Raw genomic sequence first — 20611 nt, 5'->3', positions numbered from 1 at the left:
CTACAATTCAATATAAATCCATTTTTCTTCTTTCATGTCAGCGATAAAATAACCGCTTCCATTTTTAGTAATCCATACATCTTTCGTGATATTAAATGTTTTTTTCAATTCCGTTTTATTTGTCATTGGAATAACAAATCCAGACAGTTTATCATTATCACCAAATATCATTTTTATAGGTTGTTGCGTGATCGGTACAACATACTGTTTATCTTTATCAGGTCTAAGCGTTTCTGTTACTTTATCATGTTTTTGATGTAAGTGACTGTTAAAGTACTCTACGTAAGTACTATAATTTGATTTTATATAAGGTGATAATTTCTTAAAAGTATGAGATTCGTATAACCCAGCTGGATTGAAATAAAACACTTGATTTTTACTAATACTATATGTCCTTTGATTCAATTCGACGCGGTACCTTTTGTTATTTTCACCAGTAATTGTAATTAAACTATACTTAGGTACTTTTAAATCTTTAGACCCGTTTAAAGTAACTGATCCATCTAATGCTAATCCATATGCAAGTTTTTCTTCGTAAGTATCTTTATTCTGATTCTGTATGGATGCTTGAGTATTAATATTCCCTAGTTTGACCATACCTAAGTTATTAAAGAAAAGTACAGTCATTAAAACAAGCCCCATCAAAAAGCTGACAAATAATGTCCAAAATCTCACTAGAAATTTTGGTGGCTTAGCATGATTATAACGTTCTATTCTTTTGAAATTATAAGTCATTTCAGGAATCCGAGATCGATTCTTCTTCCAATCATAATCAAAGTTCTCAATTTCCATTTCTGATTTTAAACTATTACGATCTTTTTCATGTTCTCTAAAAGTTGGTAACACCTGATTTAGAGAACCTTCCTTGCGTATCTGGCCATGTGATACCCATGTTATGTAGTTGCTTGTTTTACTTATCTTTTCTATATCATTATCGATTAAGACTAGAGTTTTATTTTCTTCAATATAATCTGTTGATAAAATGGAAGCTCTTTCTATAAATGTTTCATCTAAATGTGATAAAACGTGATTTAAGATGATAATATCGTTTTTTGAAGAACGTGCAATACTAAGTAAAAGTTGTGCGTATGATTTTTCGCTTAAATTAGAAACCTTTTCCTCTATATGATCACCTAAATGTGCCCAATGAATAATTTGTTCAACTTTATGCTCAGTTACTTCATAAGGAAAAAGTTGTACGAGTTCGCTCACATATTGGCTCACAGTTAAATTATTAATCTTTCGATCATCAATATCACCGAAATACAAGTTTTTAGTTCGGACAACCTTACCTTTATCAGGTTTCACTGAACCACTTAAAATTCGACCAATCAAAGTTTTAGAAGATCCAGGTTCACCGATTATACCTAATGCTTCACCTTGATAAATGTGCAAAGAAATATTATTTAGGTTGATGTCCTCGGCATCATAACCCAATGGTCGATACCATTTTTTTGAACTATGATTTCTATAATAATGTGTTACCTTGAGTAATTTTAAAACTATTGAGCTTCCCATCAATTATACATCCTTCTAAAATTTTAATAATGCTAATGGTAGACCTTCCTCAGGTTCACTACTGTTTATTCTAAACCCCCATGCAAATACACCCTTGAGTCGTTCTACTTTAAAGTACTGTTTACTACCATCATTGAGTTTATAGATTTTTCCAGGTTCAATTTTATTGCGATCCACTAGATAGCTTTCTGCTATAATCACTTTACTTTGATAAACATCATATTCATTCATAATGCCATTCATCTCTGCTTTACGCATTTTTTCTTTAAATAATTGTATTTCATGTCTAAGTTCTTGCTCGGACATTTCACTCATTTTCTTTTTATTCATACGATATACCACTTTCTTCTAATTTAGATTTAATTTTATCATAATTATAGCCTTTTCTCATAAGTGCCTCTATGGTTTTAATAACACTTTTATCACTGTCATATTTTTTACAATTTTTATTATAGACTTTCTCTAAATCACGTTGCAATAAATGGTCTAATGTTTCTTCGTCTTGAGAAAAATCTATTTCATTCATAACTAGTTGAATCGTTTCAAGATTATATCCTTTTTGGAGAAGTGACTGGGTTACTTTTTGCTTTACCTTTGCTTCAGGGCCTTTTTTAGACTTCATCACTTTTTTACCAACTTTAATAACGTCATCTAATGGTTGTTGTTGTTCATATGCTTTGACATATTTTTCAATAATCGTAACTTCAATACCTAATTGGTAGAGTTTTTGTCTATATATTTCTGGCCCTTTATCTGTAGTATGTATCATGGTATTTTTTAAACTTTCTGCGTAATCTTCATGATCAATAAACTTTTCCTTATAGCAATAGTCAATGACATCTTGAATAGCATTACTTTGAATATCGTTTTTTTCTAAATACTGTATAACTTCTCTTTCAGTACGTTTCTTATAAGACAAGTATTGAATTGCGAGATTAACACCTCGACGGTAGTGATCATATTCTTGAATGTTCTGCATATCTGACGGTTCAAGTATTTGATCTTTTTTTAAGTTAAATTTAACTAGTGTATCAATATCTATTCCCATTTCAAATTCTCCATCTAAAAAGAGATTAAAGCGTTCTTTATTCTTTTTTTGTACTTCTATTTTAGTTACCTTTGGCATTTTACTATCCCTACTTCTATATTCAAACGTTTTTTCTTACATATATTATTACACATCATTAGATGTTTCATAAAAGACTTTGAATTTTATATATTTACTTTATGCAATAAAAAAGAAGTAAAACAGATTTCATCCTGTCCTACTCCTTCAAATTTATTTATCTATCGACTCAAAATGTTTTAAAAGATTGACACAACATCATCATTAAATAGTTAATAAAAGTATTGCTTCTATAAACTAATACCAATATATTTATATCATCTTTATTTGTTTGTCGTTTAATTTCCAAGTTGAGACATAGCTTCTTGATATTGTGATTCACTAATAAAATTTTGTTGTTTCATTTTCTCTAAATTGGTTTTAACTCTATTGATGTAATTATTCGACATATCATTTACGTCATACACACTTGGCGCATTTACTTTGCTTGCTAATATGGCACTTTGTAACACACTAATCTGACTCATATTTGAATTGTTTTTATCTACCGTTACACCAAAATAATGATTTGCAGCACCTTCTACAGTATATTGATTATCACCATAATAAATATTATTCATATAAAAACTTAAAATTTGATTTTTACTGTATTGCTTTTCAACTTTACGCGCTACAAACAATTCTTTGATTTTTCTTGTAAAGGATCGTTCATTATCGTAATAATAATTCTTTACAACTTGTTGCGTAATTGTACTTCCACCTTGCACATCTCTATCGCTAATAGTTGAAAACAATGCCCTTGTCGTTCCTTTTATATCAAAGCCATGATGTTTATAGAAACGCTCATCCTCCATTGAAATAAATGCGCCTTTTACATAGTTAGGCATATTTTCGGTAGCAACAAAATCACTTTTATTTTCTATTGATTTTAAATCATCTACATTTGCTCTTGAAGAAATAAAGTACATGACACCAAAAAATATAATCAATAAAATTAATATAGTGATAATTGCTTTTAAGAAAATTTTTTTACTTTTTTTCTTTTTCGGTGGTTTCCCTATTGGTTGATAATACGTATTGTAATGAGGTCGTTGAGACTCATAATGTTGTTCAATATAATCAGCCGTATATTTATCGCTTCTTTTCATGGGTTTTCTCCTTTTCTCAAACTCACCCTTTTAAAGTGAGTTTACCAATTGTTTAACCGTTTAGCTATAGTTAAGTTAAAAAATCAGTCCCAAGGTGTAGCAATAATTTTAAGACTTAAGTAAAGTCAAAAGTATAATTTATTCATTTATACTCAAGTTGTCATTTAAAAGATATCATTTACTTGTCAAAATTCAGTTTTTAATCATTTATTTGATGCCATAAAAAAGAGACTGTTGAGAAAGTCAAAAACTTTAACAACAGCCTTAATCAATAATTTAAAATCATAATAATGAATGCAAATTAGTTCATTGTAAATCGCGATTTATGCTTCTAATTTTTTTACAATTTCTCTATTGAAGTCATCTAAATCATCAGGTACACGACTTGTTACAATGTTGTTGTCTACCACTACTGATTCATCTACAACATTCGCACCAGCATTTGATAAATCTTTGCGTACGTTAATAACACCCGTAATTGTACGTCCTTTTAAATCGTCAGTATCAACTAATACTAATGGACCGTGACAAATTGCAAATGTTGGAACATCATTTTTAGTGAAATACTTAGCAAAAGTACCATAGCGACCTTCTTCATCACCACGTAAGTGGTCAGGTGAAAATCCACCAGGAATTAATAATGCATCATAGTCTTCAGGTTTGGCATCAGCAATGCTAACATCAACAGTGACTTTCTCACCGTGCTTACCAACAACTTCATGGTTAGCTGTATCACCAATCACTTCTGTTTCAAATCCAGCATTTTCTAATGCTTCTTTAGGACTTGTTAATTCTATATCTTCAAATTCATCTGCTAGAATAATTGCTACTTTTTTTGTCATAATTTGACATCACCTTTCATTTATCTGCTTTTCAATCTAAGTATAGTATAGACAAAAAAATAGGGTGTTAAACATCTATTGCTAAATTTTCCAAATTAAAAAAAGCTAAACTTATTAATATTATTACATTGTCATTCTCCAACCCCAACTTGCTTTGTCTGTTGAATTTCTATCTGAAATTCTCTTTGTTGGGGCCCCAACCCCAACTTGCTTTGTCTGTCGAATTTCTATCTGAAATTCTCTTTGTTGGGACCCCAATACTAAATTATATGGAAACCTTTTATGTTTTAATTATTCAGTGGTTATACGTTAAGAAAGTCTAGGATTGTGATTGATGTCCTAGACTTCCTAAATAATTATTTTGAAACTTGTTTCACTTTTTCTTCCAACTGATCAAGTAAACCAATCCACTCATCAATATCTTCTACACGTACCTCATCCGGATTTACGTGATCAATGTCTTCAATAAATTTGTTTAATCGTGTTTTAATTTGATCAATCGTTTGCTGTTCACTCATTAAATATTGGAACTCCTTTTTACTTGTATTTACTACGATAATATTATCCTAACAGAATTTGACAAAAAGCGATATAATCATAATAATATTCATTGTACATTTTGCACATAATCAAAACAAAGTAGATGGAAATTTTTTAATTTTAGGAGTAATAAATTATGATAATATCAAACAAATCCCCTATTTCTATCAACAATGACCCATGGGAAGCATACAATGATATTTTAGAACATAACCAATTAACATTGAGTAATATAGAATTTACAACTACAAATTTATGTAATATGCGTTGCAGTCATTGTGCAGTTGGTTACACTTTACAAACTAAAGATCCTTATCCTCTTCCAATGGATATCATCTATCGACGTTTGGACGAGATACCTAACTTAAGAACATTGTCTATTACAGGTGGAGAACCCATGTTTTCCAAAAAATCAATCAAAAACGTCGTTAAGCCTCTACTTAAGTATGCCAAACATCGTGGTATTTATGTTCAAATGAATTCAAATTTAACTTTACCTCAAGACCGGTATTTAGATATTGCAGAATACATAGATGTTATGCACATTTCACATAATTGGGGAACCATTCAAGAGTTTACTGATGTTGGCTTTGGTGCAATGAGAAAACAACCTCCTCTAAAAGCCAAGTTGAAATTATATGAGCAAATGCTTGAAAATTCCAGCACTTTATCAGACCAAGGTATGTTCGTTTCGGCAGAAACAATGCTTAATCAAAGCACAGTCCCTTATCTAAATAAAATACATAACGAAGTGGTAAATGACATGAAATGTAGCCGTCATGAGATTCACCCAATGTATCCATCTGATTTTGCCAGTCAATTAAATGTATTATCTCTTAAAGAAATGAAAGAAGCTATTCATCATTTATTAGATATACGTGATGAAAACACATGGATGTTGTTTGGTACTCTACCTATCTATCCTTGTTTAAATGATGAATATGATCAACATTTATTGCAACGTTTAAGAAAATCAAAGAATGTTACAATGAGAAATGACCCAGATGGTCGTAGCCGTTTGAATGTTAATGTATTTACTGGCGATGTTATTGTGACTGACTTTGGTGATGAAAATGGTACAATATCTAATATACAAAAGGATAAATTGACAGATGTATTCAACAAGTGGTTAAACACTGATCTTGCACAATCTTTAAATTGTCATTGTGCAGAATATCACTGTCTTGGTCCAAATGTTTTAGTTAAAAATATGTATTACCCAAATACTGATTTCAAGAAAAAAGAACAAAAAATGCATCAATATCAAATATTTTCGTAACTAATTTTGGTATAAACAAACAGTAACCACTCTATGTAGTTTTCAACATTCATAGAGTGGTTACTGTTTTATTAAAAAAGAAAACTTTATTGTTAAAATTATATTATCTTATCATTTAAATTAATTACTAAATTCTTACTTTTCGATATGTCTAACTCTAGATAAATATTCAATTGTATCTATACTTTCTTTACGACGTTCTTTACGTCTAGCAACACGTTGTGGTGCAGTTTCATGGAACCATTTTTCTACAGATGTTTCAGGTTCAACATCAGGTACTGATGTTGGCTTTCCATCACTATCTAATGCTACAAAAGTTAAAAAACTTAAAGCAGCCAAATGGCGCTCGTTCTTATAAACATCATCGATAACAATTTGAACACATATCTCCATTGAACTTGTTCCAGCATAAGAAACCATTGCTTCATATGATAAAATATCACCTGTTGTAATAGGTCTTAAAAAGTCAACAGAATCTGTTGATGCAGTAACAACTGGGTTCCCAGCGTGCTTCATAGCAGTAATAGCAGCTATTTCATCTATATTTGCCATTAAAGTTCCACCGAACATTGTGTGATGATGATTTGTATCTTGTGGATATACCTGTCTTGTTTTGACGCATTTAGCATCTGACATTTTTTTGCTTTTTCTATTTGTGTTAGCCATAAATCATAATCTCCCCAATTTATAATATTTAAACAAACTCCCAATTCATTTCAATAAATTGATTGTTTATTCCACTTATACTATTTAGCCCAATTTCCATTTTTAAAAACTAATTCTTTTGTTTCATCTTGCAATATCCCATAAATTGTTAAATCAGGACTACCAATCATAAAATCTTCATGAATATTGGAATCATTAAGTCCATTTGTAATTTTTTCTTCTGTAGTCATTTCAGTACCACCTTTGATATTAAAACTATAAGCTGACCCAATAGCTAGGTGGCATGATGCATTTTCATCAAAAAGAGTGTTATAGAATATTGTGCGTCGATTTGATATTGGTGAATCGTCGGGCACTAGTGCTACTTCCCCTAATCTACATGCACCTTCATCAGTTGCAATCAAATCTTTAAGTAATTTCTCACCTTTTTCTGCTTTGACATCAACTATCACACCATCTTTAAAAGTCAATGTAAACCCGTCTATAATGTTACCATTAAGATTTAAAGGTAATTTGTTTGTTACATATCCATTAACATTGTTTCTATCTGGAGCTGTAAAAACTTCTTCTGTAGGGATATTAGCAATAAAAGGTTGACCGTCCCCATTTACATAACTTGTTGCATCTTCCCATATGTGTCCTTCAGGTAACCCTACTATTAAATCCGTGCCTTCTGATATGTAATGTAAAGCTTGATAGTTTTTCTCTTGTAATCGTTTAGCGTGAACACTTAAATCTTTAACATGTTTTTCCCAATTTTCAATTGGATTTTGTCCATCTACACGAACAATATCAAATACTTCATCAATGAATTTAATATATGCCGATTCAACATCCAACTCAGGATAGACACGATGTGCCCAATCTCGCGTAGGAAAAGCAGCCACTACCCATGGAAACTGGTTTTTTTGACTTGCTTCCATATATGGTTTAAATCCTTTTGAGTATACAGTTTGATACGCTTTTAACTTATGCGCGTCTATTCCACTTAATAGCTCTGGATCTTCAGCAATGAGTGCCAAGTTCGCTGCACCACGATTAACATAATCAAGACGCTCTTCAATATCATATTGTTTGAGTTCTTGGTTTTCAAAGTGTTCAACTGATTCGTTTTCAAATTTTAATCTTTTTAATCTCGGGTCTGTGTAACTCACTCGAACATCTTCTGCCCCTGCTTTATATGCTTCCTCGACGATTAAATGAGTTAATTCTAAAGCTTCGACAGATGAACGTATAAATACTGGTTGATGTGGCTGTACATTCATTCCCACTCTTACTAATAATTCTGCATATTGTTTTAACTTATTATGATAACTCGTCATATTAATCCTCCATATCTTGTCTAAGTTGTCCTAAATGGTCCGCAATGGCCGTAACCTCACTAGGCGAGAATGAATCTTTAGACATTACGAATTCATATATTTCGCTTATGTCTTGATGAGGTGTTGATTTAAATTTTTCCGGATTAAGTAACGCTTGATTTACAATATTTAATTTTTGTCTAATATTAGAAATCATTTCTTCATTAGATAATGACATTTAATTCACCTCTTTAGTTCAATATTCTATCAAAATATCATATTTTGTTAAACTTTGATAGAATTTGAGGTTAAGTACTTTCTTATTGTTTAGATAGTATATAAAATGGGCATATAAATACATAGTTTGGAGTGAATACTTATGATACATGTAGCATTTGTATGTCTAGGTAATATATGTCGTTCTCCAATGGCTGAAGCTATCATGAGGCAAAGACTACAAGAAAGAAGCATTTCAGATATAAAAGTTCATTCTAGAGGTACAGGACGTTGGAATTTAGGCGAACCTCCACATAATGGAACACAAAAAATTCTACAGAAGTACCATATTCCTTATGATGGTATGGTGAGCGAACTTTTCGAACCTGATGATGATTTTGACTATATTATTGCTATGGACCAAAGTAACGTAGACAATATCAAACAAATCAATCCAAATTTACAAGGACAATTGTTCAAATTGCTAGAATTTAGTAACATGGAAGAGAGTGATGTACCAGATCCATACTACACTAATAATTTTGAAGGTGTTTTCGAGATGGTGCAATCATCTTGTGATAATTTAATTGACTACATCGTAAAAGATGCAAATTTGAAAGAGAGGTAATTCAACTATGGAAAATAAATTAGTACCTGGTATTTTAATTGGTGCCGTAATTGGTGGCGCGGCTGCTCTTGCTGATAAATCTACACGTCATTCTTTAAAACAATCATTCAAAGACATCAAAGAAGGAAATCGTACACGTAAACCTTCAAAAATAAGTAGCATCAAAGATGAAGTAATGTATTGGAAGGATACATTAGAAGAAATACGTCGCAATAATCCTGAATTAGAACGTTCAATTAAAGATGCTAAAGAAACTTTTGTAAATCGTAAAAATCAACGCTTAGGTAAATAAACTTTTAAATACGTAGCATTTTCTGAGAAAGTAGGACTTCAATTGGAAAATGTAGGCATATAAGTTTATGATATTCAATGACTATGAAGTGGAACGGAATTCATTCTAAATGAATTCTGCTCCACTCTTTTTATCTTTGTTGATTATAAACTCTACATTGATTGTTAAACTTTGACTCGCCCTTGTTTAATACTTTAACTCGTGTTTAAAACTATAAATCAATATTCAAAAACTATTGCCTTTCTATTTAATTTAGGCCAAAATAATCATTGAGTGTTAAAAATACATTACTTTTTAAAGGGTATTAGATTTATCATATATAAATAAAACCATTTTTGTTTTACTATACCGCAAATATGGGAATACAAGTTTAAATGTAAAACATAAAAAGCGAAGGAGATTGTTATGTCAAAAAAAGAGAAAACAACTTCTAAATATCTTAATTCAATAGAAGATAAAGAGCATAAAAAGAATAAAAAAATAGAAGTTGACCGTACATATATAGAACCGCAAGAATTCCAATCGAAGAAACCTAAAAAAAAGAATCAAGTATTTTTTGTTTCTCGGCTGAATAAACCAGCAAAATACACCGAAAACTCTAATTTCTTTTCCTACCTTATTTATAGGATAGGTAAAGATGACGCTGCAGGTTTAGCAGCACAGATGACGTATCATTTTGTATTAGCACTTTTCCCAATGCTAATTTTTTTACTTACGCTACTTGGTCAATTCATCACGATTGATGCTAATCAGATTAATCAAAAAGTAAGTCAATATGTCCCTGATCAAGAAACAGCTAGTATCGTTGGCGGAATTGTTAAAGATATCTCTGACACTGCCAGTGGAGGTATTTTGTCAGTTGGGTTAATTTTAGCTATTTGGTCAGCATCAAATGGAATGTCCGCTATCATTAACTCATTTAATGTTGCTTATGACGTTGAAGATTCTCGAAACGGTATAGTAGTTAAATTATTAAGTATACTATACACACTTGTTTTAGGTGCAGTATTTGTTGTTGCTGTTGTACTTATTACACTAGGTCCAGTCATTAATAAATTTTTATTTGGACCACTAGGTATTGATAATCAAATTGAATGGATTTTTAATTTAGTACGAATTGTTATTCCATTGATTATTATTTTCATCATATTTACTGTACTTTATTCAGTTGCACCTAATGTTAAAACAAAATTACGTTCCGTTATTCCTGGCGCTATTTTCACTTCCATTATTTGGTTACTAGGGTCGTTTGCATTCGGTTACTATATTTCAAACTTTAGTAACTATTCGAAAACATACGGAAGTTTAGCTGGTATTATCATTTTATTCTTATGGTTGTATATCACAAGCTTTATTATTATTATCGGTGCTGAAATCAATGCAATTATTCACCAAAGAAAAGTCATAGCTGGTCACACACCTGAAGAAGCCGCTATTAAACATGAGGATAACAATGAAAATCATTATAACGAAAATACGACTTATGAATACTACAAAGATAATAAAGATGTAGATATTTCTAATGAAGATGATACATATAATATCAATCATCAATCTAAAGAAGAACATCACACAACCGACTGATAATATCGAAAGGCGAAAGTATCGGTAGATGCACCGTTACTTTCGCCTTTAATAATTTATTGAATTAAATTATGCTGAAACGCATAGATTACTGCTTGTGTTCGATCTTGTACTTCTAATTTACTCAGTATGTTACTTACATGAGTTTTTACTGTTTTGATGGTGATATGAGAGGCGCTTGCAATCTCTTGGTTAGAGTATCCTTTAGCTATAAGTAATAAGATCTCCATTTCTCTTTCTGTTAACATTTCATAAAGCTCGGCACGTTTTTTCATACGGTTGCGCATTTTTACTAACACTTCTGGTTCAAATACTGATTCACCTTCATACGTTTTACGCACAGCGTCAGCTATATCACTTGCACTTGTTGTCTTTAAAATATAACTATCTACTCCAGAATCAAGTGCACGATAAACTTCTTTATCTTCTATAAAGCTTGTTAACATGACTACTTTAATTTGAGGTAAATCTTTTTTTATTTCAGTAGTAGCTTCTACACCATCCATATCGTCCATAAGTAAATCCATTAATATTAAATCTGGTTTTAGCTCATGCGCTTTAGTGATAGCCTCCTTACCAGAAGCACCCTCACCTACTACTTCTATATCTTCTTGTGTTGAAAGATAGCTTGAAATACCGATTCTTACCATTTCATGATCATCAACAAATAAAACTTTAATCGCCACTTGAATTCTCCTCCTTATTCAATGGTGCCTTAACTTCAATTCGTGTACCTGAATCAGGTAAAGATACAATATGAAACGTCGCACCAATTTCTAACGCTCGTTCTCGCATATTTTTTAAACCATAACTTTGTTCAAATTTTTCATCTACATTAAATCCTTTTCCATTATCTTGAATTCTTAGTAAAAGATAATCCTCTTGATTAAATAATTCCACAGTTACTTTCGTACCATTTGAATGTCTCAATGTATTTGAAATAGCTTCTTGTGTAATTCTGAACAAATGATCTTCAATACCTTTTGGCACTTCAAAATCTTGAATTTCATGCAAAACTTTCATTGGTACTTTCTTTTGTAAATCGATGACTAAATCTTTAATACCTTCACCTAGAGACTTATCTTTTAAACCTATCGGTCTTAAATGTAACAACAAAGCTCTCATTTCAAGTTGTGAGTCTTGAACCATTTTTTCAAGAATTGGTATCTGTTGATTTAAAGGTGGTTCTAATTTCGACTCTTTTATTGCTGATAGCATCATGCTCGCAGCAAATAATTGTTGGCTAACAGAATCATGCAATTCCCTAGCAAGTCGCTGTCGCTCATCTTCGATAATCTTTTTGACTTTTACATCATTAATATTGTAGTTTTCATTAGTTAAATTCTGAGTCTTCATTCTAAGTCGATGTAATTCTTGATTTAATGGAACTAGTGTATGATAAATATCTATCGTTTCTGTATATAATTCGATATTTTGATCATTGATACCCACTGTTTGTCCTTCTATTGATCTTTCTATTTGGGAAATAATCCAATCATTTTGTTGATTAATTTTATAAGCTAAAACAGATCCAACTATAATACATAAAAAAACTATTAATAAATTTAAAAATAGAAAAACAGGTATTCCAAATATTTGTGTATAAAACATCCCTTGAAAAAAGATAATATTTACAAACACTTTATCAATAAATAAAAAAGCAATAAGCATACTATATACTAATATAAGCATTGAGCCTATAGCTCTTATGTAGTGATTCATCTGTAAATCACCTCTACGTCTCCAATGAATGATGAAACGTAAACATTAACAGTATAATTATCATCTTTCGTTTTTTCTTCAATTTGAACATGGTTATTCTCAATCTTATAAGATTTATCATTCACATAAGCAGTACCGTAGAAGAGAGTCGCATGTAAATTTATATTATAATTAAGAGGTACAACTACTTGTACTTTACCTAAAATATGACGCACAACTATGGTATTTGTTTCCTTAATATTTGCTGCTTTTGTCATATCAATGTGTATGTCTCCTATACCGTGTTGAATTTGTACGTCTTCCCATTTATATACATACACTGGTGTATGTTGTTCACCAAACCATTTTTGTTTAATGAAAATGGGTGATGTGATGTCTTCATCTGTAGCAATCACTTTTAAAGGTCTAAACTTATAAACCAAGTAACGTATGATGACTACAATTAAAAAGACAAATAGAATAATAATCGTATACTTATTAGACAAAAGTGTAAAAGCAATTAATAAAGTTCCTATCCAAAAAGATAATAGTCCTCTAACTTTATGGAAATACACATATCCTACATATACAAGTACACATCCTAATAGGAGTACTAGTAAAAAACCAATTTTCTCAAAAAATATATAATAAAAATTGGCAATAATCATTAAAGCAGTAAAAATAATCAACATTTCAGTTGATATATATTTGCGTGTCATATTTCGCCACCTTTCTATGCTACAGCACTCATATGATATATAAAGTGGAATGCTTCTTCAGTAGTTATTTTCATTCTAGATTGTAAATTTATATCCGCTTCAATTCTCGCATAATAAGACTCAGCATCATTTAATTGTGATTTAATCATATCAATATCATTATCATGTATTTCCTCAGCACAATAGATTGCTTGATTGTTTACTAAATCTATATATTTATTTTCTAATGAGAGCGTGAGGGTGTCAATTAACTTCTTTAGTTGTAATCTTTTTTCTCTTAAATAATTAATATAAGTATCAATATTTTTAATTTGCTTATCTAATGACATTTTATAGTCATTGATACTTTTTTTAGTAATACGTTTTATAAATTGTTGTAAATATGAATCTAAAATATTCAATGATATCACCTCGTCACTGATTAAGCTTTATTATAAAACAATTCCGAAACCTAATGAAATAGGCTTCGGAACCATATACGCTTCATACTTTAGTCTGACGAGATATGAAAAAAGTAAATCATAATCTTAAATTCTAATTTGAATTACTAATATTTAATTAATCATCAATCTTAGTTGTAAGTAACGGACCATCTTTAGTTACTATAACCGTGTGTTCAATTTGGGCGACATAACTTTTATCCTTAGTTTCAAATGCCCATTCATTTTTACCTTCAGTTACAAATGTAGCATGTGTTGATATGAATGGTTCTACTGCAATGACTTGCCCTTCTTTTAATAATGTTTTATCTTTAGGATCAAAATAATTCATGACATGATTAGGTGCCTCATGAAGTGATTGTCCAACACCATGTCCAGTTAAATTCTTAATCACAGTCAAGTCATTTTGTCGTGCCGTTGCATGAACAGCTTTTCCAATATTACTCAATTTTGTACCTGGTTTCACCTTTTTCATAGCATTTTCAAAAGCCATTGTGGCTACGTCACAGACCTTTTGCTTAAGAGGTTGATCTGATTTCCCTACAACAAATGAAATACCAGTATCAGCATAATACCCATTTTTTAAAGCTGATACGTCAATATTAACTAGGTCACCTTCACGAATTACTCGTTTACCAGGGATTCCATGTGCGACCTCTTCGTTAACACTAATGCAAGTTTGACCTGGGAAGTTTTCATCATGAATAGGCGCTGATATCGCTCCATGCTCTTCAAATAAATCTTTGGCAATGTGATCTAATTCACGGGTGGTCACTCCAGGTTGAGTAGCTTCTTTCATAGTATCTCTGACTTTTGCACAAATGTAACCTATTTCTTTTAACGCTTGTAATTCTTCATCAGTTTTAACAATCATTTTATCCCGTTCCTTTATAAATTATATTACATCTTATTATAGCAAAAATTTTTTGATATACTAAATATGAATGTATAACGATTCGTAATAGTTAAATTAATTTTCAAAGAAAGAGAATTTGTCTAAAGTAAAGTCTTTTCGAATTTCCTTTTCTTAAGAGGAGTCAGTATGATATGAATGATAAATGGTATAGACATATAATTGGAGCGCGAACTATTAAAACTGGTTTGGCTACTTTTTTTACGTCTTTATTTTGTATGTTGTTAAACCTCACTCCAATTTTTGCCATACTTACTGCAATTGTTACAATTGAACCTACTGCTAAAGCATCATTAAAAAAGGGGTATAAAAGGCTACCAGCAACAGTTATCGGTGCGTTATTTGCTGTTGTCTTTACATATGTCTTCGGTGATCAATCGCCGTTAAGTTATGCTTTAAGTGCTACATTTACCATTTTGATTTGCACTAAACTTAATTTACAGGTAGGAACAACTGTTGCAGTATTAACTTCCGTTGCGATGATTCCAGGTATACATGAAGCATATGTATTCAATTTCTTTTCACGATTACTTACAGCTCTTATAGGGCTTGTTACGGCTGGATTAGTCAATTTTATCATCTTACCACCTAAGTATTATCATCAACTTGAAGAGCAATTAGCCCTTAGTGAGAAAAAAATGTATAATTTATTTTATGTACGCTGTAATGAGTTATTATTAGGAAAATTTAGCTCAGAGAAGACTAGTAAAGAATTATCAAAATTAAACATAATTGCTCAAAAAGCTGAAACATTAATGAGTTATCAAAGAGATGAACTTCATTATCATAAAAATGAAGATAATTGGAAATTATTAAATCGCCTTACAAATCGCGCTTATAACAACCGTTTATTTATTTCACATTTATCTAACATTATTTATTTACCCAAACATACGTCTATTGCATTTGATGCTAATGAGAAGATAGCATTGATTAATATTAGTAATAGTATTAATGGCATCATTCAAAAAGGAAGCTTTACACGTCAAAAAGAATCTATTGCAACATTAAAGTCTTCTGTTAAACAGATGGATGAGTTTGACCAAAATCAAATGAAAAGTACACTCATATATGAAATTCTACTCATATACAAAATTTTAGATTCACGTTATGCAAAATAATATGACGTTAAAAATAATTACTTTATTACCTATTCAAAAAATAATTAAATATGATACAAAGCCGTAGAACAAAGTTTATCTACGGCTTTCTTGATACATATAAATATACGCATAAATCTCGTTAACGCTTTAAATTTGAATGTTTGGCAAACTATTCGTCTACACCTTCACCTATCGTCACGCTCGTAACAAATCCTTGTGTCACTTTGTATTGTAATTTAATCATTTTACCATGATACACATATATACCGTCTTCTGGATATTGTGAATCACTGCTTGTATGTGGAATATGATTCAATCTCTCTTTTGGGTATGCATCTTTCATACTTTCAAGTGATAGTGATTGATTATTAATACTGAAACGTACACTTATCGCTGTATGATTGCTTGTAGCTCTGATTTCTTGATCATAAATCTTTTTGTATTCAATATCATTAGTATCATCTTGTTGAATCTGATAACCATTAATATTTAAATGACCATTATCTAGAGAAGTAATAAATTGAGGTTGAGTTAAAAATGTTGGATTTTTACCTGCCTCACCTTCTAATGAAAAGCTATGAGATTGTTTGGTTTCGTTTGTTTGATGATGCTTTTCTAAGTAAGTATGTGCTTGTGCAACATGTGAAAACGGAAAGGCTAACGTTAAAGCAGCTAGAGTCAATGACGTCAATTTAAAAATCTTCATATTTTCACTCCTATATTTATTGTATGGTTCAATTACAGTTTAACAACTATTATATGTTTCAAAGTATTTTTTTCGTAGATAATAGAAATTAGCACTTGAGTGTCAATGTTTCAAGGTCAATGAACATTAACGTTTCCTAAATGTATATCAAAAGGTGCTACGTATTCATATAGAAGAAATTGTTTTTTTCATCTCAACACATCCCACTTTCCACATTTTCTTTAGCGTTTTAGAAGAAAATGCTCATCACTTCGTTCCTGACCTTTTATTAATTAACATCTTCATAAGTTATTTACAATTCAGTCAATGGCTGCTAATACGTTAAAATGCCTCTAGAACATGCATTGATGTTCTAGAGGCATTAATATGATAAGTCTTTATACTAATAATCAATTATCGTCATGATTAACAATCATTATTAAAAATTAAGTTGTATTGAGTTATTTTTTATTTTCTTTTGCACGTTTAATCAGAACTTGCTTAGCAGCTTCTTCCTCGGTGTTATCAATCTTTTTAGGCTCAAATAGTATGCCTTTTCTTTCACATGCTTTCTCAAGTAGATAATCAGTTATTTCATGATTTTTTGGTAAAATTGGGCCGTGAAGATAAGAACCTAATAGATTTTTATAGTGTATACCTTCTTTTCGATCGTTATCATTATTACCATAACCATACGTTACTCGACCTAATGTTCCATACGGATGATATGTTCTACCACCATGATTTTCAAATCCAACAATCGTGCCAAAAGTATCACTCTCTATAATGATATCTCCAGTTAAGCGTTCTTTTTTAGACTCGGTATAGAAGTCAAGAACACCCAATCCTTCTAACTCGGTACCATCAGGAGTAATATACTTATGACCTAAAAATTGATAACCACCGCATATAGTTAACCCAGGCATACCATCTTCAATTGCATTTTTTAACGACGTTTTAATCTTACTTAATTCCTTTGTGGCAAGCGCTTGTTCCCTATCACTCCCACCACCAATGAAGAAAATATCGCAATCATCAAATGTGACTCCTTCAGTCTCATTGATTTCTTTAACATTTATCTTAATATTTCTTTTTTTAGCTCTTTGTTTTAATGCCATGATATTACCAATATCACTGTATAAATTAAGCTTATCTGACATGAAATGATAAACCGTTAGTTCATTCATCTTACGATTGCCCTCCTTCAAATGAGCGATTAAGTTGTTCAAGCATTGGTGTTAATGATGTATAGTTTGGAATTGCTACCGTAAATGAACTGTATTTCATAGTTAATGCAGTCGCTTTGTAGATATCCTTTTCAACCTTAATAGGCACTTCAACTTCAGCAAGTTTGAGACGTAATTGTAGTTCCTCAGCACGTGTACCACTTACAATGATAGCTTCGATATCTTGGGTAGCCAACTTTTCAAAGTCAGCATCGTATATCCATGAAATATCTCGACCATCTGCCGCGTTGTCATTAAGACTAATCACATAAACTTTTTTATCATCAATTTGTTCGCCTACTGATAGGCTTGCATTCATTCCAGCTGGATTTTTTGCTAGATTAATCATAGCTTCCTTCTTATTTTTTGAAAAATACTGCATTCGACCATTATCAGACGTATATGTTTCAAAACCTTTGCGTATTGCATCATCATTTAATCCCAATTCTCTTAATACGGTATAAGCTGCTATTGCATTATAAGAATTAAAATCTCCTGCAATTTTCATATTAAACTCACTTTGGTTTATTATCATTTTTAAGAATGGTGAAGCTTCAAATGATGACACTTCATATGTAGGTACTTCTCGTTTAAATCCACACTCACAGTGATAATGTCCAATTTGATTATAATGTATATAGTCATATTGCAATAATCGTCCACAATTAGGACAATATTTACTTTCATTCATTGTACTTTGTTCAAATTCATGTGCAAATTTTTTCATTCCGTAATACACAATGGAATGACTTGCAATTTTCAAACGACTCACAAACGGATCATCTGCATTTAATAATAATTTTATCCCTTTGTTACTTATTGATTTTGCAATATTATCAACCATAATATCGATTTCACCAAATCGATCCATTTGATCTCTAAAGAAATTTGTAAACACCATCATAGAGGGTGTAATTTCGTTTAAAACACGTGGTATAGATCCTTCATCTATTTCAATTATCGCAATATTAGTATCCTTAGAGCTTTGCATAATGAAAGCAGAAGTTATCCCTGCTGCCATATTTGCCCCTTCATTATTGTGAATAATGTTTATTTGATTTTTCTTTAAAGTATGTCCAATTAAGTTAGATGTAGTCGTTTTACCATTAGTCCCACTAATAAAAACAATGTCATCTACTTGTTTAGCTAATTTTCTTAAAATATTATGATCCACACGTCTTGCAATCTGTCCCGGCAAGTCTGTACCCTTTTTACCTACAGCTATACTTGCTTTCCTTGCTAACTTAGCCATGTGGGTTGCAGTCCATTGTCTCATGCGTTTCCTCCTCCAATTTGCACTCGAGTAATTATAACACGTAAAGGGTATAACAAAAAAGATTCTCATCTAAGATGTGCTATTCATTTCACAAATTAGAATAATTATTAATAAAAACGATAATCACTACTTATAGATTAGAATAATTATTATTTGCTATTGAGAAATGTTTTGTTATAATATACAAGAATCTTATTTTTATTTATACGGGGTGATTGAAGATGTTAAGTAAAGAACTATTAGCAGCTTTAAATGAACAGATGAATCAAGAATATTTTGCAGCGCACGCATATATGGCAATGGCGGCATACTGTGACAAAGAATCTTATGACGGATTTGCAAATTTTTATATAGAACAAGCTAAAGAGGAACGTTTCCACGGTAAAAAAATCTATGACTATATCAATGATCGTGGCGAACATGCTATTTTTGATACAATTAAAGCTCCTAAAGTAGAATTTTCTTCTATTTTAGAAACATTTAAAGATAGTTTAGCTCAAGAACGTGATGTTACTCAACGTTTCTATAATCTATCGGAATTAGCTCGGAATGATAAAGATTATGCTACAATTTCATTTTTAAACTGGTTCTTAGATGAACAAGTTGAAGAGGAATCTACATTTGAAACTCATATAGATTACCTTACTCGTATTGGTGACGATTGTAATACACTTTACTTATATGAAAAAGAATTAGCAGCGCGTTCATTCAACGAGTAATAATTACAATAACTTATTCCTAAATATTGTGTTATTTACCCTTAAATCTCCTCAAAGATAAATGATTTAAGGGTTTTTTTAATGCATAAATCATTTGTTTTAACCCGTTTTACTATCTATAAAATTGTTATTGTAATAAAATATTGACATTAAATACTCACATAACCAAAAATAATTGAAAGGAATGAAATAATGGCACAAAATGCATTTGTTGCACTGGACTTTGAAACTGCTAACGGTAAACGAACAAGCATATGCTCTGTAGGAATGGTCAAAGTTATTGATAATCAAATAACAGAGTCATTTCATACCCTTGTGAATCCTTTTGACTACTTTACTGAAACAAATATTAATGTACACGGCATCCACCCCGAAGATGTGCAAGATGCTCCTGGATTCAAGCATGTCTATCCATATATGTTACAATTTATTGATCAACTTCCTGTTGTTGCCCATAATGCTGCTTTTGACATGAATGTGTTACATCAAAGTTTAAAAAGTCTTAATATAGATACTCCTTCTTTGACATACTTTTGTTCATATCAATTAGCTAAACGAACAATTAATGCATATCGATATGGACTAAAACATTTAATGAACCATTACCATTTAGATTTTCACGGTCATCATGATGCGTTAAATGATGCTAAAGCTTGTGCAATGATTACCTACCGCTTATTGAAACATTATGATGATCTTCAAAGCATGTTAAGTATATATGGAAAAAATCTTAAAGATAAAGGCTGATT

At 31.0% G+C, this 20611-nt stretch carries 24 protein-coding genes; 7 read left to right on the top strand and 17 right to left on the bottom strand.

The window, feature by feature from the left end:
• The 6 genes from HMPREF3241_RS11825 to HMPREF3241_RS11800 all read right to left on the bottom strand — a co-directional run bounded on the left by HMPREF3241_RS11825 (position 1) and on the right by HMPREF3241_RS11800 (position 5092).
• A complete protein-coding gene (locus HMPREF3241_RS11825) occupies positions 1-1518 on the bottom strand; it encodes an ATP-binding cassette domain-containing protein (protein ID WP_002447431.1) in 1518 nt (505 codons plus the stop codon).
• 15 nt (positions 1519-1533) lie between these two features.
• Positions 1534-1848, bottom strand: coding sequence for a YfhH family protein (locus tag HMPREF3241_RS11820; RefSeq protein WP_001830430.1), 315 nt, complete (start codon positions 1846-1848; stop codon positions 1534-1536).
• Positions 1841-2644: a recombination regulator RecX gene (recX, locus tag HMPREF3241_RS11815; RefSeq protein WP_002487342.1), complete on the bottom strand. Its 804-nt coding sequence runs from the start codon at positions 2642-2644 to the stop codon at positions 1841-1843. Before recX ends, HMPREF3241_RS11820 begins: the two co-directional genes overlap by 8 nt.
• 278 nt (positions 2645-2922) lie before the next feature.
• The gene (sgtB, locus tag HMPREF3241_RS11810; protein ID WP_002458542.1) at positions 2923-3732 is read right to left on the bottom strand and encodes a monofunctional peptidoglycan glycosyltransferase SgtB; all 810 of its coding nucleotides are present in this window, start codon (positions 3730-3732) and stop codon (positions 2923-2925) included.
• 323 nt (positions 3733-4055) lie between these two features.
• Positions 4056-4574: a type 1 glutamine amidotransferase domain-containing protein gene (locus tag HMPREF3241_RS11805; RefSeq protein WP_002447434.1), complete on the bottom strand. Its 519-nt coding sequence runs from the start codon at positions 4572-4574 to the stop codon at positions 4056-4058.
• A gap of 356 nt (positions 4575-4930) precedes the next feature.
• A complete protein-coding gene (locus HMPREF3241_RS11800) occupies positions 4931-5092 on the bottom strand; it encodes an SE1561 family protein (protein WP_001830395.1) in 162 nt (53 codons plus the stop codon).
• 158 nt (positions 5093-5250) lie between these two features.
• On the opposite strand from HMPREF3241_RS11800, the gene yfkAB reads away from it, so the two are divergent.
• Positions 5251-6393 carry a radical SAM/CxCxxxxC motif protein YfkAB gene (gene yfkAB / locus HMPREF3241_RS11795; protein WP_070853677.1) on the top strand — a complete coding sequence of 381 codons (1143 nt, stop codon included), beginning with the start codon at positions 5251-5253 and terminating at the stop codon, positions 6391-6393.
• 135 nt (positions 6394-6528) lie between these two features.
• Here the strand turns inward: yfkAB and HMPREF3241_RS11790 are convergent, their stop codons facing one another.
• From HMPREF3241_RS11790 to HMPREF3241_RS11780, 3 genes are all read right to left on the bottom strand, one after another.
• Positions 6529-7059: an acyl-CoA thioesterase gene (locus HMPREF3241_RS11790; RefSeq protein ID WP_002447436.1), complete on the bottom strand. Its 531-nt coding sequence runs from the start codon at positions 7057-7059 to the stop codon at positions 6529-6531.
• A gap of 80 nt (positions 7060-7139) precedes the next feature.
• A complete protein-coding gene (locus tag HMPREF3241_RS11785; protein WP_002458545.1) occupies positions 7140-8381 on the bottom strand; it encodes an aminopeptidase in 1242 nt (413 codons plus the stop codon).
• 1 nt (position 8382) lies between these two features.
• A complete protein-coding gene (locus tag HMPREF3241_RS11780; RefSeq protein ID WP_001830421.1) occupies positions 8383-8598 on the bottom strand; it encodes a DUF1128 domain-containing protein in 216 nt (71 codons plus the stop codon).
• Positions 8599-8739: 141 nt separating this feature from the next.
• Here HMPREF3241_RS11780 and HMPREF3241_RS11775 point away from each other — a divergent pair, with 141 nt between their 5' ends.
• The 3 genes from HMPREF3241_RS11775 to HMPREF3241_RS11765 all read left to right on the top strand — a co-directional run bounded on the left by HMPREF3241_RS11775 (position 8740) and on the right by HMPREF3241_RS11765 (position 11080).
• Positions 8740-9204 (top strand): low molecular weight protein-tyrosine-phosphatase, encoded by a 465-nt coding sequence (locus HMPREF3241_RS11775; protein WP_002458546.1) that lies wholly within the window; start codon positions 8740-8742, stop codon positions 9202-9204.
• Positions 9205-9211: 7 nt separating this feature from the next.
• Positions 9212-9496 (top strand): YtxH domain-containing protein, encoded by a 285-nt coding sequence (locus tag HMPREF3241_RS11770; RefSeq protein ID WP_002447438.1) that lies wholly within the window; start codon positions 9212-9214, stop codon positions 9494-9496.
• Between the two features lie 405 nt (positions 9497-9901).
• Positions 9902-11080 carry a YihY/virulence factor BrkB family protein gene (locus HMPREF3241_RS11765; protein ID WP_002458547.1) on the top strand — a complete coding sequence of 393 codons (1179 nt, stop codon included), beginning with the start codon at positions 9902-9904 and terminating at the stop codon, positions 11078-11080.
• A 56-nt stretch (positions 11081-11136) separates the two neighbouring features.
• On the opposite strand, the gene vraR is transcribed toward HMPREF3241_RS11765, so the two are convergent.
• From vraR to map, 5 genes are all read right to left on the bottom strand, one after another.
• On the bottom strand, positions 11137-11766 hold the full coding sequence (gene vraR, locus HMPREF3241_RS11760) for a response regulator transcription factor VraR (RefSeq protein WP_002473914.1): 630 nt from the start codon (positions 11764-11766) through the stop codon (positions 11137-11139).
• Positions 11756-12802, bottom strand: a complete 1047-nt coding sequence (locus HMPREF3241_RS11755) for a sensor histidine kinase VraS (protein ID WP_002447441.1) — start codon at positions 12800-12802, stop codon at positions 11756-11758. Before HMPREF3241_RS11755 ends, vraR begins: the two co-directional genes overlap by 11 nt.
• Positions 12799-13500, bottom strand: coding sequence for a cell wall-active antibiotics response protein VraT (gene liaF / locus HMPREF3241_RS11750; RefSeq protein WP_002447442.1), 702 nt, complete (start codon positions 13498-13500; stop codon positions 12799-12801). Before liaF ends, HMPREF3241_RS11755 begins: the two co-directional genes overlap by 4 nt.
• Positions 13501-13514: 14 nt before the next feature.
• Positions 13515-13901, bottom strand: a complete 387-nt coding sequence (locus HMPREF3241_RS11745) for a hypothetical protein (protein ID WP_002495657.1) — start codon at positions 13899-13901, stop codon at positions 13515-13517.
• Positions 13902-14058: 157 nt separating this feature from the next.
• Complete coding sequence (gene map / locus HMPREF3241_RS11740; protein ID WP_002447444.1) at positions 14059-14814, bottom strand: type I methionyl aminopeptidase; 756 nt, start codon at positions 14812-14814, stop codon at positions 14059-14061.
• 173 nt (positions 14815-14987) lie between these two features.
• Here map and HMPREF3241_RS11735 point away from each other — a divergent pair, with 173 nt between their 5' ends.
• Positions 14988-15974 (top strand): FUSC family protein, encoded by a 987-nt coding sequence (locus HMPREF3241_RS11735; protein WP_002447445.1) that lies wholly within the window; start codon positions 14988-14990, stop codon positions 15972-15974.
• Between the two features lie 151 nt (positions 15975-16125).
• Here the strand turns inward: HMPREF3241_RS11735 and HMPREF3241_RS11730 are convergent, their stop codons facing one another.
• The 3 genes from HMPREF3241_RS11730 to HMPREF3241_RS11720 form a co-directional block, all read right to left on the bottom strand.
• Positions 16126-16662: an immunodominant staphylococcal antigen IsaB family protein gene (locus HMPREF3241_RS11730; RefSeq protein WP_002447446.1), complete on the bottom strand. Its 537-nt coding sequence runs from the start codon at positions 16660-16662 to the stop codon at positions 16126-16128.
• A 440-nt stretch (positions 16663-17102) separates the two neighbouring features.
• Positions 17103-17828: a lipid II isoglutaminyl synthase subunit GatD gene (locus HMPREF3241_RS11725; RefSeq protein WP_001832482.1), complete on the bottom strand. Its 726-nt coding sequence runs from the start codon at positions 17826-17828 to the stop codon at positions 17103-17105.
• Between the two features lies 1 nt (position 17829).
• On the bottom strand, positions 17830-19143 hold the full coding sequence (locus tag HMPREF3241_RS11720) for a lipid II isoglutaminyl synthase subunit MurT (RefSeq protein WP_002447448.1): 1314 nt from the start codon (positions 19141-19143) through the stop codon (positions 17830-17832).
• A 221-nt stretch (positions 19144-19364) separates the two neighbouring features.
• On the opposite strand from HMPREF3241_RS11720, the gene ftnA reads away from it, so the two are divergent.
• Positions 19365-19862 (top strand): H-type ferritin FtnA, encoded by a 498-nt coding sequence (ftnA, locus tag HMPREF3241_RS11715; RefSeq protein WP_002447449.1) that lies wholly within the window; start codon positions 19365-19367, stop codon positions 19860-19862.
• Between the two features lie 192 nt (positions 19863-20054).
• A complete protein-coding gene (locus HMPREF3241_RS11710; RefSeq protein WP_002447450.1) occupies positions 20055-20609 on the top strand; it encodes a 3'-5' exonuclease in 555 nt (184 codons plus the stop codon).
• Positions 20610-20611 lie beyond the last annotated feature (2 nt).

It is taken from the genome of Staphylococcus sp. HMSC34G04, assembly GCF_001838765.1.
Classification (GTDB): Bacteria; Bacillota; Bacilli; order Staphylococcales; family Staphylococcaceae; genus Staphylococcus; species Staphylococcus epidermidis.
The sequence above is the reverse complement of the archived record's forward strand: the minus strand, read 5'-3'. Positions and strand labels throughout refer to the sequence as shown.

Bases quoted from the DNA above. Each gene is read 5' to 3' on its own strand.
- HMPREF3241_RS11825 (WP_002447431.1), bottom strand. From the start codon at position 1,518: ATGGGAAGCTCAATAGTTTTAAAATTACTCAAGGTAACACATTATTAT.
- HMPREF3241_RS11820 (WP_001830430.1), bottom strand. From the start codon at position 1,848: ATGAATAAAAAGAAAATGAGTGAAATGTCCGAGCAAGAACTTAGACAT.
- recX (WP_002487342.1), bottom strand. From the start codon at position 2,644: ATGCCAAAGGTAACTAAAATAGAAGTACAAAAAAAGAATAAAGAACGC.
- sgtB (WP_002458542.1), bottom strand. From the start codon at position 3,732: ATGAAAAGAAGCGATAAATATACGGCTGATTATATTGAACAACATTAT.
- HMPREF3241_RS11805 (WP_002447434.1), bottom strand. From the start codon at position 4,574: ATGACAAAAAAAGTAGCAATTATTCTAGCAGATGAATTTGAAGATATA.
- HMPREF3241_RS11800 (WP_001830395.1), bottom strand. From the start codon at position 5,092: ATGAGTGAACAGCAAACGATTGATCAAATTAAAACACGATTAAACAAA.
- yfkAB (WP_070853677.1), top strand. From the start codon at position 5,251: ATGATAATATCAAACAAATCCCCTATTTCTATCAACAATGACCCATGG.
- HMPREF3241_RS11790 (WP_002447436.1), bottom strand. From the start codon at position 7,059: ATGGCTAACACAAATAGAAAAAGCAAAAAAATGTCAGATGCTAAATGC.
- HMPREF3241_RS11785 (WP_002458545.1), bottom strand. From the start codon at position 8,381: ATGACGAGTTATCATAATAAGTTAAAACAATATGCAGAATTATTAGTA.
- HMPREF3241_RS11780 (WP_001830421.1), bottom strand. From the start codon at position 8,598: ATGTCATTATCTAATGAAGAAATGATTTCTAATATTAGACAAAAATTA.
- HMPREF3241_RS11775 (WP_002458546.1), top strand. From the start codon at position 8,740: ATGATACATGTAGCATTTGTATGTCTAGGTAATATATGTCGTTCTCCA.
- HMPREF3241_RS11770 (WP_002447438.1), top strand. From the start codon at position 9,212: ATGGAAAATAAATTAGTACCTGGTATTTTAATTGGTGCCGTAATTGGT.
- HMPREF3241_RS11765 (WP_002458547.1), top strand. From the start codon at position 9,902: ATGTCAAAAAAAGAGAAAACAACTTCTAAATATCTTAATTCAATAGAA.
- HMPREF3241_RS11755 (WP_002447441.1), bottom strand. From the start codon at position 12,802: ATGAATCACTACATAAGAGCTATAGGCTCAATGCTTATATTAGTATAT.
- liaF (WP_002447442.1), bottom strand. From the start codon at position 13,500: ATGACACGCAAATATATATCAACTGAAATGTTGATTATTTTTACTGCT.
- map (WP_002447444.1), bottom strand. From the start codon at position 14,814: ATGATTGTTAAAACTGATGAAGAATTACAAGCGTTAAAAGAAATAGGT.
- HMPREF3241_RS11735 (WP_002447445.1), top strand. From the start codon at position 14,988: ATGAATGATAAATGGTATAGACATATAATTGGAGCGCGAACTATTAAA.
- HMPREF3241_RS11730 (WP_002447446.1), bottom strand. From the start codon at position 16,662: ATGAAGATTTTTAAATTGACGTCATTGACTCTAGCTGCTTTAACGTTA.
- HMPREF3241_RS11725 (WP_001832482.1), bottom strand. From the start codon at position 17,828: ATGAATGAACTAACGGTTTATCATTTCATGTCAGATAAGCTTAATTTA.
- HMPREF3241_RS11720 (WP_002447448.1), bottom strand. From the start codon at position 19,143: ATGAGACAATGGACTGCAACCCACATGGCTAAGTTAGCAAGGAAAGCA.
- ftnA (WP_002447449.1), top strand. From the start codon at position 19,365: ATGTTAAGTAAAGAACTATTAGCAGCTTTAAATGAACAGATGAATCAA.
- HMPREF3241_RS11710 (WP_002447450.1), top strand. From the start codon at position 20,055: ATGGCACAAAATGCATTTGTTGCACTGGACTTTGAAACTGCTAACGGT.